The organism is Aureimonas endophytica (genome assembly GCF_014642635.1).
GTDB lineage: Bacteria > Pseudomonadota > Alphaproteobacteria > Rhizobiales > Rhizobiaceae > Plantimonas > Plantimonas endophytica.
Window position 1 is genome coordinate 274090 of sequence record NZ_BMIQ01000001.1, and the last position, 13552, is coordinate 287641.

Here is a 13552-nt window from a genome sequence, read left to right on the forward strand (position 1 = left end):
TCCGGAATCGAACGTCGCCCGACGACGCGAAGGATCTCACCCGGCAGGTCCTCAATGGCGGTCTGCCACGCAGTGACCGTGGTCCCCGAGCACCTCGATGACCCGGCAGGTGTCGACGGAGCCGTGGGTGCAGTCGGCCATGCGAGCGATCTCGACGCGCAGGGCGGACAGGCGTGCGATCTTGTGGTCGATGTCGGCGAGATGGGCCCGTGCGATCTCGTCCGCGCCCTCGCAGGGACTTTCCGGACGATCGGACAATGTCAGAAGCTGGCGGATGGGTTCGATCTCGAAGCCGAGTTCGCGGGCGTGTCGGATGAAGCGCAGGCGCCTGAGGTCGCCCTCGTCGAAGAGGCGCCGTCCGCCGTCCGATCTGGCGGTCGCCAGGAGCCCGATCTGCTCGTAGTAGCGGATCGTCGGAACCTTGATGCCGCAGGCCTTCGAGGCCTCGCCGATCGTCAGGTCGCGCATCGCATCTCCTCCTGATGTCCACCGGGGTAGCGCCGTGGAGCGGAAGGGGCAAGCGACCGCCGGACGGACAACCCGTCGCAGCCCGCATTTTTCCTCTTGCTCCTCTAGCCGCTAGAGGAAGTAGCCGTCGATCCAACAGAACGAACGGGATCGCCCAGATGTCCGAGACCCTCCAGTCACGCTTCCGCATAACCGGCATGGACTGCGCCGCCTGCGCCGCGAAGATCGACACTGCGGTGCGCGGTCTCGAGGGGGTCGTCGACGTCAGCGTCTCGGCCTCCGCCGGCAGGATGACGGTCGGCCACACGCCGGAGGCCCGCATGGAAGCGGTCGCGGACCGCGTGCGCAGCCTCGGCTACCGGGCCACGCCCGAGGCGGCATCCGAACCGGTACCGCGCATGCTCCCGCAAGCCTCCGCGTCCTCCGCGCACGACCACGATCATGCGCACGCGAACGACCATGATCACGGGCACGACCACGCGGATCATGCTTCCCCGGATCGTGCCGAGGATGCCCGTCCGGCGCCAGCGCCGGAGGACGCCGGTCTGCGGGTTCTAGTGACCGGCATGGACTGCGCCGCCTGCGCGGCGAAGATCGACACCGCCGTGCGCCGGCTGGACGGTGTGAAGGACGTCGCCGTCTCGGTCTCCGGCGGATCGGTCCGGATCGCGCACGACGGTCGCCTCGCGGCCGACGCCGTCGTCAGGCAGATCCGCAACCTCGGCTACGGCGCCGAAGCGGAGGCGTCGGCACCGGCGGGCGCCGCCGTCTCCGCTTCCGGACCGACGCCGCACGCCCACGACCATGCCGGCGGAGACGAGGCGGCCGGGCCATGGTGGTGGACGCGCAAGGCGAGGCTGACGATCGCCTGCGGCGCGGCCCTCCTCGTCGCCACCGTGGTCGGCCACCTGTTCCCGCAGCTCGAGAAGCCGGCCTTCCTCGTCGCGCTGCTAGTCGGCCTCGTCCCCGTCGCGAGGCGCGCCTTCGTCGCCGCCCGCTTCGGCACGCCCTTCTCCATCGAGACGCTGATGACGATCGCTGCGGTCGGGGCCGTCTTCATCGGCGCGCAGGAGGAGGCCGCGACCGTGGTGCTCCTCTTCCTCGTCGGCGAGATGCTGGAGGGCGTCGCGGCGACCCGCGCCCGCCGCAGCATCCAGGGCCTGACGGCGCTCGTCCCGAAGACGGCGCTCATCGAGGAAAGCGGCCAGACCCGCGAGGTGCCGGCGGAGAGCCTTTCGGTCGGCGCGGTCATCCTGGTGCGTCCGGGCGACCGCATCCCGGCCGACGGGGCGGTGGTCGAGGGAACGGGCGAGGTCGACGAGGCGCCCGTCACCGGCGAGAGCGTCCCGAAGCGCAAGGCCGTGGGCGATCCCGTCTTCGCCGGGACGATCAGCGCCGGATCGGTGCTCCGGGTGCGGGTGACGGCCGCCGCGGCCGACAACACGATCGCCCGCGTCGTCAAGCTCGTGGAGGAGGCGCAGGAGTCGAAGTCCGAGACCGAGCGCTTCATCGACCGCTTCTCCAGGTACTACACCCCCGCCGTCCTCGTCGTCGGCGCCCTCGTCGCGCTCGTCCCGCCTCTGCTCTTCGGGGCGTCCTGGAATGAGTGGATCTACAAGGGTCTCGCGATCCTCCTGATCGGCTGCCCCTGCGCGCTCGTGATCTCCACACCGGCGGCCATCGCGGCCGGTCTCTCCGCCGGAGCGCGGCGCGGCCTCCTGATGAAGGGCGGCGTGGTGCTGGAGACGCTCGGCAAGATCACGGCGATCGCCTTCGACAAGACGGGAACGCTGACGGCCGGCAGACCGGTCGTCACCGACGTCGTCGCGGTCGGGCGGCCGGCGCGGGACGTCCTGTCGCTCGCGGCGGCGCTGGAGAAGGGATCGAGCCATCCGCTCGCGCTCGCCATCCTCGAGAAGGCGAAGGCGGACAAGGCGCCGGTGCCGCCGGCCTTCGACGCGAACGCGGTTCCGGGCGAGGGGGTGGAGGGCAAGGTCGGCGGCGAGACGGTCTTCCTCGGCTCGCCCAAGGCGGCGGCGAGGCGGCTCGACATCGGCGCGGATCGGCTCGCGGAGATCGGGGCGCTGAACGCGGAGGGCAAGACCGTGTCGGTCCTCCTCGCGAACGGCGCGCTCGCAGGCTTTCTCGCGATGCGGGACGAGCCCCGTCCCGACGCGGTGGACGCGCTTGCGGGCCTCAAGGCGTCGGGCATCCGTCCGGTCATGCTGACCGGCGACAACAGGACCACGGCCGAGGCGGTGGCGAAGGGGCTCAGCATCGAGGCACGGGCCGAACTCCTTCCGCAGGACAAGCAGAGGATCGTCCGCGAGCTGCAGGCCGAGGGCCTCAAGGTCGCCAAGGTCGGAGACGGCATCAACGACGCGCCCGCGCTCGCGGCCGCCGACGTCGGCATCGCGATGGGCGGGGGCACGGACGTCGCGCTGGAGACGGCGGACGCCGCGGCGCTCCACGGCCGGGTGCGCGACGTTCCCGACATGATCGCCCTTTCGAAGGCCGTCATGGGGAACATCCGCCAGAACATCGGCATCGCGCTCGGCCTGAAGGCCCTGTTCCTGGTGACGACCGTCGCCGGCATCACCGGACTGTGGCCGGCGATCCTCGCCGACACGGGCGCCACCGTCCTCGTCACCGCAAACGCCATGCGGGTCCTCGGCTGGAAGCCCCGATGAGCGCCGCCGTCGAAGACCTCCTCCGCTTCGGGCCGGCGATCCTCCTCGCCGTCACCGTCGCATGGCTCGCCCTCGCCACCCGCCGGACCTCCCGGGAGATCGGGGGGCGGGCCTTCGGCTTCGGCAGCGGGCTCCGCCAGCGGTCGGCGCGCCTGCTGTTCGTCGCCTCGATCGGCGGGGCGGCCGCCGCGCTCGTATCGCATGCCGTCGGTAACGCTCCGGCGATCTTCGCGCCGCTCGCGGGCGAAGCGTTCCTGGTCCGTCTCGCCGGGCTGGCCCTTGCCGTCGGCGGACAGGTCCTGACGCTGGTCGCGCAGGGGAACATGGGGCGGCGCTGGCGGGTCGGCGTACCGCGGACGGCGCCCGACGCCCTGGTCACGACGGGTTTATTTGGCCTGTCCCGCAACCCCGTGTTCCTGGGGATGCTCGCGATGGCGGCAGGCCTCGCGGTGGCGGTGCCGTCCCCTGCGGTGGTCGCGTGCGCGCTCGCCTTCTGGATTGCCTGCGAGGTCCAGGTCCGGGACGAGGAGCGCTTCCTCGAACGCTCCTTCGGACCCTCGTACGCCGCCTACCGGAGCGCCGTCCGGCGCTGGATCTGAACAAGGACGAACTCATGGGACACGCACGGACGACGGTCCTCGCCGCCGCGCTCGCTCTGCTCTCCGGATCCGCGCTCGCTGCCCAGAGCGTCGACGTCTTCTCGACGCCGGGCTGCGGCTGCTGCAGCGGCTGGATCGAGCACCTCCGGAAGGCGGGTTTCGAGGTGTCGAACCACGATCTCGGCGCCGCCGACCTGGAGGCGAAGAAGGAGCAGGCGGGCCTGAAGCCCGGCCAGACCTCGTGCCACACGGGCTTCGTCGGCGGCTACGTCGTCGAGGGGCACGTACCGGCGGCGGAGGTGAAGCGCCTCCTCGCCGAGCGGCCCGACGCGATCGGCCTCACCGTTCCCGACATGCCTGCGGGAAGCCCCGGCATGGGGGCGAGCGACGATCCCTACGAGGTGCTCCTCGTCGCCCGCGACGGCACGTCCACGGTCTATGCGAGGTACCCGAAGTGAGAGTTCCGGTACTTGCTGCCGCCGTCGCCGCCTGCCTCTCCGGTCCCGCTGCGGCGCACGAATTCAAGGCCGGCGACCTGACGATCGACCATCCGTCGTCACGGCCGACGCCACCGGGCGCGAAGGTCGGGGTCGGGTACCTCACCATCCGCAACGACGGCGCCGAGGCGGATCGGCTCCTCGGCGGCTCGGCGACCGTCGCCGGACGCTTCGAGATCCACGCCTCCACCGTCGAGGACGGCGTGGCGCGCATGCGTCGCGCCGAGAACGGGATCGTGGTGGGACCGGGGGCAACGGTGAAGCTCGCCTCGGGCGGCACGCACGTCATGCTGCTCGACCTCAAGGAGCCGATCGTGAAGGGGAAGTCCTTCGACGGCACCCTGGTGTTCGAGCGCGCCGGGACCGTCCCCGTCCGCTTCTCGGTGGAGGGGTTCGGTGCCGCGGCAGCGGCCCCCTCCCACGAAGGGCATAAGCCGTGAGGCTCCGCACCTTGCGCCTGTGGCTCTGGGGCGCGGTCGCCGCGACCGCGGGCGTCCTCGTCGGTGCGGCCTGGACCCTTCCGGGCGGCACTCCGGCACCCGCCGCTCAGACGCCGGTCGCCGTTCCGATCGGCGGCGAGTTCGCGTTGGTCGACGAGGACGGGAAGCCGAGGACGTGGTCCGGGTTCCGCGGCAAGCCCGTCGCCGTGTTCTTCGGCTTCACGCACTGTCCCGACATCTGCCCGACGACGCTCGGCGAGCTGTCGGTGCTGCTCGTGGATCTAGGCCCCCGTTCGGACGACCTCCAGGTCGTGCTCGTCAGCGGGGATCCGGAACGGGATACGCCGGAGGTGCTGAACGCCTATCTCCAGTCCTTCGACCCGCGGATCGTCGGGCTGACGGGCCCGGAAGCTGAGATCGAGCGGGCCTTCTCCACCTTCAAGGCCTACCGCAAGAAGGTGCCGACGGAGGACGGCGACTACACGATCGATCACTCCGCCGGGGTCTACCTCTACGACCGGAACGGCGGCTTCGTCGGCACGCTCGACATGCACGAGGACACGAAGGTCCGGCGGGAGAAGGTGGAACGCCTTCTGGCGGCCGATGCCTGAGCGTAGCGACGTCACCGCGATCCGGTCCGGAAGGAGCGACATGACGAGAGCAGCGCCGATCGATCCCCCGCACGTCGAAGGGGAAGCGCGGACGGACGTGCTCCTCGCCGGGGCGTGGATCCTGGCGCTCGCCTCCACCCTCGGCGCCCTGTTCGTCGGGGAGGTCATGGGGCAGGCGCCCTGCGTCCTCTGCTGGTACCAGCGGATCTTCATGTTCCCGCTCGCGATCCTGCTCGGGATCGCCTGCTTCAGGGGCGACGCCGCGGCTCGCGTCTACGCGTTGCCGCTCTCCGCCGCGGGTCTCGCCTTCGCGGCATTCCACACGCTCCTCTGGTTCGGGATCGTGCCGGAGTCGATCGAGCCGTGCGGCCGGGGGCCGTCCTGCACCGAGGCGGACATGACGATCCTGGGCGGGATCCCGCTTCCCGTCCTCTCCCTCGCCGCCTTCGCTGGCATCGCGCTTCTTCTGGTTTCCGCACATAGGAGGATCCGTCCATGAACCGCAGGACGTTCGTCGTCTCGACGGTGACCGTCGCCGCTGCCGTGTTCGCCGGAGGCGCCGCCGTGTTCCGGCGCGGCGCGACGGCACCGGAGCCCGCCACGGCGGGGGCTGACCACCTCGTCCGGGCGCATTCGCCGGTGGTCGGCAAGGCCGACGCGAAGGTGACGGTCGCGGAGTTCTTCGATCCGTCATGCGAAGCGTGCCGCGCCTTCCATCCGATCCTCGAACAGATCCTCGGTGCCCATCCGGAGGACGTGCGCCTCGTCCTTCGCTACGCGCCGCTCCACGACGGCTCCGACGAGGCGGTGAAGATCCTCGAGGCGTCCCGCCGTCAGGACAAGTTCGACGCGGTGCTCGACGCGCTGTTCGAGCGCCAGCCCGAATGGGCGGTGCACGGGGCGCCGGACCTCTCCAAGGCGTGGGAGATCGCCGGGTCGACGGGGCTAAACCTCGAGCGCGCCCGGAAGGACGCGGCGACGCCCGAGGTCGAGGCGGTGCTCCGGCAGGACGTCGCCGACATGGACGCGGCGAAGGTGGACAAGACGCCGACCTTCTTCGTCAACGGCCGGGCACCGGCGCAGTTCGGTCCGCAGCCGCTCTACGACATGATCGTCGCCGAGATCGCACGAGACGGGCGCCCCACCTGAACGCGGCGCCCGGCCACCTCCGCTCCGACAGGCCGCACCCGGACGGACGCTATCGCTTCGGGCGAAGAGGCATCGGCCCCTCAGCCCGAGCGGCACGAGACTACTGGCGATCGATGAAGTGTCTGCATCCGAGGAGGCTGCGGGGACGGTCGCGATCGCCTTTGCAGCGTCGTCATGTGATCCTTTCGAAGAGGAGTACCTCGGTTCCAATCTCCGGCGGAAGGACGAGTGCCTCCAGATCCAGACATCGGGTCGCGACGAAGCCCGTCGGAGCGGCGTAGGCGTCTCGGGCGCCGGTGGCGAAGCCGTGGCGGCTGCCGATCACGAGATAGGTCCGCACGCTCGGCGTCGCGAAGACGAACCGCTCGAAGTCGTTTCCCGGCGGCGGCCAACTGCAGAGGACGACCTCCGGCTCTACCCTCTCCAGCGCGGTCGCCGCATCCATCGACAGCACCTCCGGCGGATACTCGATGGATCCCGACCAACTCCGGTCGTCGGTCGCGACGATGGCGACGTCCTTCAGCTTCAGGAACCGCGACAGGGTGCCGTCGCCGGCGGCGATCTCAAGGCACGACCGGCCGCGGCAGATGCTGGCGATTTCGTCGATCAGCTCCGCGGAAAGGAAGCAGTAGGTCCCGAGCGCCTGCATGCGCGTCAGGAGCGCGCCCTTGCCGCCGACGAGCGGCCACGTCCAGCGGAAGACGCGCAACGGGACGGGCTTCTTGCACCCGCGAGCATCGAAGAACAGACCGTTCGCCAGCGCGCTCGAGATCCGGCGCGGCAGCCAGCTTCCGGCTTCCGACTCGGCAGCTGAGACGGCATGCCGCTCCAGGGCGAGAACGGCCATCCGCCTTCTGACGAGACGCATCGCATGCTCCCGCGACGACCTTCCTTTCCGGTCGGACCCTCGCACGCCGAGGCGTTCCAGACCCACGATCCGGTCCAAGGCGGAGACCGAACGCTTCGACAAGGCGTCGGCGAGTTCACCCTCCAGCGCCCGCCACTCGTCGGGGAACCGACGCCGCATTGCGACGAGGTCCGGCTTGGACGTCAACCAGTCGACGATCTCGAGCGGCGAGGGGGCGTCGGCCGACTTCCTTGAACGACCGGTCATGCCGCTTTCCCAGGCTGGCGCCCGCCGGTGCGGCGGGGCGGGACGGGAAGGGAGGGACGGACAAACGGCGGACGCACCGGTGCCGCGGCGCCAAGCGCGCACGGTCCGGCCGTTGGGCGGGACGGCATGATGATCTCCGAAAGCAAGGTCGACGTCGCGCCGCCGATACGCGGCTTCAGGCGGCGACGGAGACTTTCGGAGGTTCAGGAGACGGATGGAGGTCGACACCTGGACCCCACCGAGTCGATGGCGATGCATGACCCGCACCGCCGGCCGGCGGGGCAAGCAGGTATTCCGGCGGCGTGCCGAGCTTCTCGTGGACATGGCCGCCGTGATCGTGGCGGGCACCGGAGGCGGGACCCCGTCCCGCGTCGTCGTCGCCCACGTGACCGTAGTCGTCGAAGACGGCGGTACCGGAAGTCGCAGCGCCCGGCTCGGCCCATGCGATGGAGGCAACCGGAACGAGAGCGAGCAGGAGCACGAGCGCCAGCACGAAGCGGGCGAGGAACGGCCTTATGGCTCTCCTCATCGACTGCGCGCCTTCAACGTGGGGTGCCCTTCGACTGATCTATCGTCCGCCGTCATCGTCGGCGGCCGACCCGTCGAGGTCAAGATGTCCCGGCCGCGCACGCGGTCATGTCGCAGCCTCGTGCGACGCGTCGGGATCCGGTTCAGCGTCCGGCGGAAAAGGGATCGGCGAGGGCCGCGTCCGGACGGCTCACCGGCACCGAGGTTCGGGAGGTCAGGCGCGACATCTCCTGCGGTCCGAGGCGCGAGAGCAGGTCCCTGAAGCGCGGGTTCATGCCGCCGTCCGAATAGGCGAAGGCAGTCGACGGGACCGACGTCCTCGCCGTCTCGCGCTCGGCGACGAGGTCGGCCTTCCGACGCTCCGAGACTTCGGGCGCCACCTCGGCGACGAGCGCCGGACAGGCGGCCCGCGGGTCCATCGACGCCACGCCGTCCTTGCGTCGCGAGTCGAAGACGTAGCGGCCGGCGCAGGCGGAGACTTCAGGCTCCTTCCGGGTCACCTCGAAGATGTCGTAGCCGGACTTCAGGTTCCGCCAGAAGGAGATGTTCGGGTCGGAGGCATGCTTGGCCATCTGCTGCGGCGTCATCCGGAACGGGAAGGCCTGCACTTGAAAGTCGCTCTGGCCGAGGGCGAACGCTTTCTCGGCCGCCGCGTAGATCTCGGAGACGCCGTCGTCGGTCATCGCGTAGCAGCCCGACGAGGAGCAGGCGCCGTGCACCATCAGGGCATCGCCGGACCACCCGAGCGACTTCTCGAGCGGGTTCGGGAAACCGAGGTTGAAGGAGCGGTGGTACTTCGAGTTCGGGTTCATCAGACCCGCCGTCACCTGGTAGAAGCCCTCGGGCGCCTGCCGGTCGCCCGTCGCCTTCTTCGGTCCGAGCTTGCCGGACCAACGGCACATCGGGAAGCTCTTCACGAGCGCGTATCGGCCGTCGCTTCCCGACCTCCAGAGTTCCAGCTCGCTCTCCTCCTTGAAGATGCGCACGAGGATGGACCCTTCGGGACGGACCTTGTCGGCCTTGACGGTATAGGCCGCCTTCGCCGTCTCGAAGACGTCCTCCGTCGCGGAAACGCATCCGCCGAGACAGGCGAGAAGCACGAGCGCGACGGACATCCAGCGGATTGAAGGACGAGCTGTCCGCACGATCATCCAGGGAACCATTCGACTACGACGTTGCACTGCCGGTGTGCCACGCCCGCCTTGCCCCGGCCAGACCGCAGCGCGACCCCGCCGGCCGAGGAGCGTGAACATCCGATCGCTTAGCGGATCCACCGGGCAGATTTTATGACGCAACTGAAGACCATGCGGCACACGTGCTCCACTCCTGGATCCTGCGAGCGGACGTTTCGCGGGATCGACAGCCGCCCGTGCGGGTCGTTCGACCAAACCGCTCGGAGGACCGGGGTGTCTCGGCTTCAGGTGCTCGGGCCGACGGCGAGCCAGACGGCCAAGTAGTGGACGAGAGCCGCCGCCAGGACGAAACCGTGCCAGATCGCGTTCTGGAAGCGGAGGCGCTCCCAGACGTGGAAGATCACGCCCAGGGAGTAGATCACGCCGCCGGCGCCGACGAGCAGGAGCACCTGCCTGGACAGGACGTCTACGAGCCTGTCGAGGATCGCGACGCCGCTCCAGCCGAGGGCCAGGTAGAGGGCGATCGACAGACGGTCCAGCCGACCTGGCAGGACGACCTTCAGCACGAGGCCGAGAAGCGCGGTGCACCACACCAGCACCAGCAGCCACCAGGTGCCCGCCTTGACGACGAATGGCGTGTAGGTCCCCGCGATCAGGAGGTAGATCGCCGAATGGTCGATCCGACGCAGGATCCACTTCGTCGGGCCGACGGGCCACATATTGTAGAGAGCGGACGCGCCGAGGGCCAAGACGAGCGTCGCCAGGTAGATGCCGGAGGCGACGAGATCATGGGGTTCGGCGTCGCGGCGCGTCATGGCGAACATCGCGGTCCCGGCCAAGGCGAGGAGGATCCCGAGGGCGTGCACCACCCCGTCCGCCCGCCGCTCGCCCGCGGTATAGCGCCAAGGGATCTCTCCGGAACCGGTCGCCTGATGCGCCCTTGATGTGGTTCTCTCCAAGCCGTCGCCTTCTCGGTTCCGCCTGCCGACGCCACAGGGACCTCCGGCCTTCTTTCGGCGCTGCGGCCCGTCGAGCGGCGGCTTTCGCCGACGGCTCGTTCGTGCATCGGTCCACGCCCTCGAGCACGATGGTACACCACAGGATCAGTCCGCTCCGAAGATCTGGCCACGGTGGGAGATCGGGCAACCCTGCGACGCTGTACCCGCGGAGTCACCGGTCCGAACGTCCTAGGGGATCGGACGCCAGTGCGGCATGCGAGATGCGCCTAACCGCGACGACATGACGTCTTGCCTCCAGGGCGGACCTGGATGGCATGGAGGCGGTCCGCAGCCTCTCCGGTGCGGCCGCGACCTCTGGAGTCCGCCTGTCGGTCGCACTCGGATGTCGGTACGTGTCCTTGCCCCGACGCCGCGAGGAAGCCGCGCACCGGTGGCTTCGCAGCAAGAAGGAAGTCGAACATGCGCTCCGTCTACCGCGCTTTCTTCGGCGCGATCTACGCCGTCCTCGGCGCGATGCTCGGCGTCACCATCGCCTTTCTGGCCGTCAAGTTCGTCCACTTGACCGGCTTCGAGCCCGGCGCGGCCGTCGAGGTGCCGGCGGTCGCGGGCGTCGCCACGGCGACCGCCCTCACGGGCTTCTTCGGCTTCTTGAGGTACCGCTGAGAGGTCGAGCCGCGTCCGTCGGCGTCTGACCGGCCGTCACCATCGCCGAACAGACGAATGCAATTGGCGTGCATCCGCCTCGACCGGGTCATCAATCCGTCGACTTCGCCGACCATCCCGGGCCTTCCGAGTCGTTGCCGGCTCGCGAAACCCGACGGAAGGAGCTGCGGATGCGCCTCTCGATATCACCCCTCGTGATGGGCCTCGCGGTCGTCGTGCTCTGGGCGGCACCGCCGGCACTCGCCTCGAGCGACGACGCGTGGGCCGAGTTCGACTCTCGCGTGACGAAGGCCTGCGTCCAGGCGAGCGGCATCCGCAACCCGCGCCCTTCGACGATCGTCGGCTTCGACGACCGGGTCGGGATGGTGGCGATGCTCGTATCGGACCGTAAGCGCGGTTCGACCCTGTCGAAGCTGTGCCTCTACGACAAGAAGACGAGGAAAGCCTTCGTCGACGATGCCGAGACTTGGTCGGCTCCTCCACAGGCTCGCTGAAACCGGTCGCGGGAAGCTTCTGGAGATCTTGAGTAAGCTTCGTCTGCCTGGGTCCGGATGTAGGCCCAGGTGGGGAAACTCGGGGGAGGTTTGCGCCAATCGCGGCGAGATTGATCTTTCAATCAATACCGTCCATGATGGGGCGTAGGATTGATGGATTGATCAATGTCTGGGTTGCAAGCTGTACTGGATGAAGTCAGGTCGGAGGCTCGGCGACACGGCTGGTCGGACGCCGAATTGGCCCGTCGCGCCGGTATCACGCCCGAGGCGCTGTCGCGGATGCGCGGTACCGGCGGCGCCCGGTTCGACACCGTCGAGCGCCTCGCCGCCGTAGTGGGGCAAAAGCTGAAGCTCGCACCGCTCGACGACTATCTAGACGCCCTGCTGGAGGGCGGGCTGCTGGGCGAGATCGACCGATGAGCGACAGGAGCGCCGTCGTCTGGACCAGAGCATCGGGAACGCCTCGTCGTCTCGGTCTGCTCGTGAAGGCCGGCGAGCGGGTGCGCTTCACCTACGACCCCGAGGTCGGCGATCTTCCAGGCATCACCGTGGTGCACGACACGACGAAGACGCGGAACCGCACGATCGAGTACGTGTCGACCGAGGCCAACCCGCTACCGCCGATGTTCCAGTCGCTGGTACCGCCACGACACGAGCAGAACCTTCAGCGCCGCATCCTCATGCACCTCATCGGACGTTCGGGGGGGCGCGTCGACGCGGGCGCCGACCTGGACTGGCAGATGCTGGTCATGGCCGGCCGGAACGGCATCGGTCATCTCGACGTCTTCGCCAGCGACGAGGCCGCACTCGCCTACTACGACCGACCGACGCAGAGCTTCACGCTCGACGAGATCGCCGACGGTCCGCTCTGGCACCTGGTTTCGGACGCGACGTCGCCGACGGCCGACGCCGTTTCCATCGAGGAGGTCGTCGAGACGATCCGGTCGCATCCCACGGTCGGCGGCATGATGCCGAAGCTGCTGGTGAACCTACGCCGGTCGGACGGTACGACGGTCGACGCGCTGGTGAAGATCGGAACGCCCGACTTTCCTCACGTCCTCGCTCTGGAGAACCTCGCCTACGAGATCCACGACAGGATCGGCGTGCACCGTCCATTCAAGCGGTACCAACGGACGGAGGACGGAGTGGAGGTCCTGGCGACCGAACGCTTCGACAGGTCCGAGGGGCGTCCGTTGCCGCTGGAGAGCGTCTTCACGGCCCTCTACGCCGCATCCGCCGGCAAGATCCAGAGCCGCTGGTCCGAGGAGGGTCTCAGGCCGTCGCTGGAGACCGTCGCGACGGCGTTGACGACGCCGATGACGGGCATGTCGTCCTTCCCGGGCCGCGACTGTCGCGAGTTGTTCCGGCGGACGGTGATGGGTCTCCTGACCGGCAACGGGGACAACCACCTGGAGAACCACTCCATCCTCGGCGAGCGGAGGAAGGCGGGGCTTTCGCCGCTCTACGATCCGGCACCGATGCGCGGATACCATCGGCATCAGATGGTGTCGTCCGTCTCCTTCGGCGGGGTCGCCTTCCGCCAAGGGGCCGTTCCCGCCGACTTGGGCGAGGCGGTCCTGCGCTTTGGAGAGGCCTGCGGCCTGCAGGGGCGCGTCGTGCGGCAGGAGATGGCACGCTGCCTGGAGGCGACGGCCGATTTCGCCGATCTCGCCAAGGATGTCGCTCCGGGTCCGGTCGGCGCCGCCCTGGCCGGCAGGCTCGAAGGGGTGCGTTACCGGGTCGAGCGGGCGTCGTTGGCCAACGTCCCGCGTCCAGCCGTCTCTGGAGCCATTCCCGACGGCCTTCGAGAAGAGCCGGTCGATGAAATGGAAGTCGAGGGAGTCACGGTGGAGACCGCGGATCACCGGCGCGTCACGCCCAGCTGGGGGTGAACTCGTCGCCCTCCCACATGTCCTGCGGGATGCGTAAGGGCGCCCGAAAACCGATCGAGCGCCGGCTGCGATCGGCGGCTGGTTGATCGCCGGACGCGCGATAGACGCCGTTGCGAAATGCCGCATGAGGTCGTTCATGTCCGTTCTCGGCTTCGCCCGTGCGCAGCAAGGGCTCCGGACGTCCTGCGACCCCATGGCGGCTCCGGTCGATACGGGCGACGTTCCCATCCAATGGAGAGCCGAGGGACGTGCCTCCGCCCCGCGTATGGCAAGCCTGCCTTGACTGGCTGGATTGCCTCCACGTGAGCGCGGTTC

The 13552-nt window shown here is 69.3% G+C and carries 16 protein-coding genes; 11 read left to right on the plus strand and 5 right to left on the minus strand.

Annotated elements, in window-relative coordinates; translation table 11 throughout:
- Window positions 1–51: 51 nt before the first annotated feature.
- The gene (locus tag IEY14_RS01345; protein WP_188906435.1) at window positions 52–468 is read right to left on the minus strand and encodes a MerR family transcriptional regulator; all 417 of its coding nucleotides are present in this window, start codon (window positions 466–468) and stop codon (window positions 52–54) included.
- A 158-nt stretch (window positions 469–626) separates the two neighbouring features.
- Between IEY14_RS01345 and IEY14_RS01350 the strand changes: the two genes are divergently transcribed.
- From IEY14_RS01350 to IEY14_RS01380, 7 genes are read left to right on the plus strand one after another with little or no spacing between them, the layout of a single operon-like run.
- The gene (locus IEY14_RS01350) at window positions 627–3158 is read left to right on the plus strand and encodes a heavy metal translocating P-type ATPase (protein ID WP_188906436.1); all 2532 of its coding nucleotides are present in this window, start codon (window positions 627–629) and stop codon (window positions 3156–3158) included.
- Entirely contained in the window at window positions 3155–3757 is a 603-nt protein-coding gene (locus IEY14_RS01355) for a methyltransferase family protein (RefSeq protein WP_188906437.1), read from the plus strand. Before IEY14_RS01350 ends, IEY14_RS01355 begins: the two co-directional genes overlap by 4 nt.
- Before the next feature lie 14 nt (window positions 3758–3771).
- On the plus strand, window positions 3772–4215 hold the full coding sequence (locus IEY14_RS01360) for a DUF411 domain-containing protein (protein ID WP_188906438.1): 444 nt from the start codon (window positions 3772–3774) through the stop codon (window positions 4213–4215).
- Window positions 4212–4694 carry a copper chaperone PCu(A)C gene (locus IEY14_RS01365; RefSeq protein WP_188906439.1) on the plus strand — a complete coding sequence of 161 codons (483 nt, stop codon included), beginning with the start codon at window positions 4212–4214 and terminating at the stop codon, window positions 4692–4694. The genes IEY14_RS01360 and IEY14_RS01365 overlap by 4 nt, the downstream gene beginning before the upstream one ends.
- A complete protein-coding gene (locus IEY14_RS01370) occupies window positions 4691–5305 on the plus strand; it encodes an SCO family protein (protein ID WP_188906440.1) in 615 nt (204 codons plus the stop codon). Before IEY14_RS01365 ends, IEY14_RS01370 begins: the two co-directional genes overlap by 4 nt.
- A 40-nt stretch (window positions 5306–5345) precedes the next feature.
- On the plus strand, window positions 5346–5804 hold the full coding sequence (locus IEY14_RS01375; protein ID WP_188906441.1) for a disulfide bond formation protein B: 459 nt from the start codon (window positions 5346–5348) through the stop codon (window positions 5802–5804).
- On the plus strand, window positions 5801–6454 hold the full coding sequence (locus IEY14_RS01380; protein WP_188906442.1) for a DsbA family protein: 654 nt from the start codon (window positions 5801–5803) through the stop codon (window positions 6452–6454). The genes IEY14_RS01375 and IEY14_RS01380 overlap by 4 nt, the downstream gene beginning before the upstream one ends.
- Window positions 6455–6626: 172 nt before the next feature.
- Here IEY14_RS01380 and IEY14_RS01385 read toward each other — a convergent pair whose 3' ends face one another.
- The 3 genes from IEY14_RS01385 to trhA all read right to left on the minus strand — a co-directional run bounded on the left by IEY14_RS01385 (window position 6627) and on the right by trhA (window position 10140).
- Window positions 6627–7796 carry a hypothetical protein gene (locus tag IEY14_RS01385; protein WP_188906443.1) on the minus strand — a complete coding sequence of 390 codons (1170 nt, stop codon included), beginning with the start codon at window positions 7794–7796 and terminating at the stop codon, window positions 6627–6629.
- Window positions 7797–8239: 443 nt separating this feature from the next.
- Window positions 8240–9211, minus strand: a complete 972-nt coding sequence (locus IEY14_RS01390; RefSeq protein ID WP_188906444.1) for a L,D-transpeptidase family protein — start codon at window positions 9209–9211, stop codon at window positions 8240–8242.
- A 302-nt stretch (window positions 9212–9513) separates the two neighbouring features.
- A complete protein-coding gene (trhA, locus tag IEY14_RS01395; RefSeq protein ID WP_188907339.1) occupies window positions 9514–10140 on the minus strand; it encodes a PAQR family membrane homeostasis protein TrhA in 627 nt (208 codons plus the stop codon).
- 507 nt (window positions 10141–10647) lie between these two features.
- Here trhA and IEY14_RS01400 point away from each other — a divergent pair.
- From IEY14_RS01400 to IEY14_RS01415, 4 genes are all read left to right on the plus strand, one after another.
- Window positions 10648–10851 (plus strand): hypothetical protein, encoded by a 204-nt coding sequence (locus tag IEY14_RS01400; RefSeq protein WP_152048528.1) that lies wholly within the window; start codon window positions 10648–10650, stop codon window positions 10849–10851.
- A gap of 197 nt (window positions 10852–11048) precedes the next feature.
- Window positions 11049–11345, plus strand: a complete 297-nt coding sequence (locus IEY14_RS01405; RefSeq protein WP_210318248.1) for a hypothetical protein — start codon at window positions 11049–11051, stop codon at window positions 11343–11345.
- Between the two features lie 237 nt (window positions 11346–11582).
- Window positions 11583–11765: a hypothetical protein gene (locus IEY14_RS01410; protein WP_210318250.1), complete on the plus strand. Its 183-nt coding sequence runs from the start codon at window positions 11583–11585 to the stop codon at window positions 11763–11765.
- A gap of 80 nt (window positions 11766–11845) precedes the next feature.
- Complete coding sequence (locus IEY14_RS01415; RefSeq protein WP_210318252.1) at window positions 11846–13237, plus strand: type II toxin-antitoxin system HipA family toxin; 1392 nt, start codon at window positions 11846–11848, stop codon at window positions 13235–13237.
- Here IEY14_RS01415 and IEY14_RS01420 read toward each other — a convergent pair.
- Window positions 13218–13406, minus strand: coding sequence for a hypothetical protein (locus tag IEY14_RS01420; RefSeq protein ID WP_188906448.1), 189 nt, complete (start codon window positions 13404–13406; stop codon window positions 13218–13220). The two genes, IEY14_RS01415 and IEY14_RS01420, sit on opposite strands and share 20 nt — an antisense overlap.
- Window positions 13407–13552 lie beyond the last annotated feature (146 nt).

Excerpts from the sequence above, each read along its gene's own strand:
- IEY14_RS01405 (WP_210318248.1), top strand. The coding sequence starts at position 11,049 with ATGGGCCTCGCGGTCGTCGTGCTCTGGGCGGCACCGCCGGCACTCGCC.
- IEY14_RS01380 (WP_188906442.1), top strand. The coding sequence starts at position 5,801 with ATGAACCGCAGGACGTTCGTCGTCTCGACGGTGACCGTCGCCGCTGCC.
- IEY14_RS01400 (WP_152048528.1), top strand. The coding sequence starts at position 10,648 with ATGCGCTCCGTCTACCGCGCTTTCTTCGGCGCGATCTACGCCGTCCTC.
- IEY14_RS01375 (WP_188906441.1), top strand. The coding sequence starts at position 5,346 with ATGACGAGAGCAGCGCCGATCGATCCCCCGCACGTCGAAGGGGAAGCG.
- IEY14_RS01350 (WP_188906436.1), top strand. The coding sequence starts at position 627 with ATGTCCGAGACCCTCCAGTCACGCTTCCGCATAACCGGCATGGACTGC.
- IEY14_RS01355 (WP_188906437.1), top strand. The coding sequence starts at position 3,155 with ATGAGCGCCGCCGTCGAAGACCTCCTCCGCTTCGGGCCGGCGATCCTC.
- IEY14_RS01360 (WP_188906438.1), top strand. The coding sequence starts at position 3,772 with ATGGGACACGCACGGACGACGGTCCTCGCCGCCGCGCTCGCTCTGCTC.
- IEY14_RS01345 (WP_188906435.1), bottom strand. The coding sequence starts at position 468 with ATGCGCGACCTGACGATCGGCGAGGCCTCGAAGGCCTGCGGCATCAAG.
- IEY14_RS01390 (WP_188906444.1), bottom strand. The coding sequence starts at position 9,211 with ATGTCCGTCGCGCTCGTGCTTCTCGCCTGTCTCGGCGGATGCGTTTCC.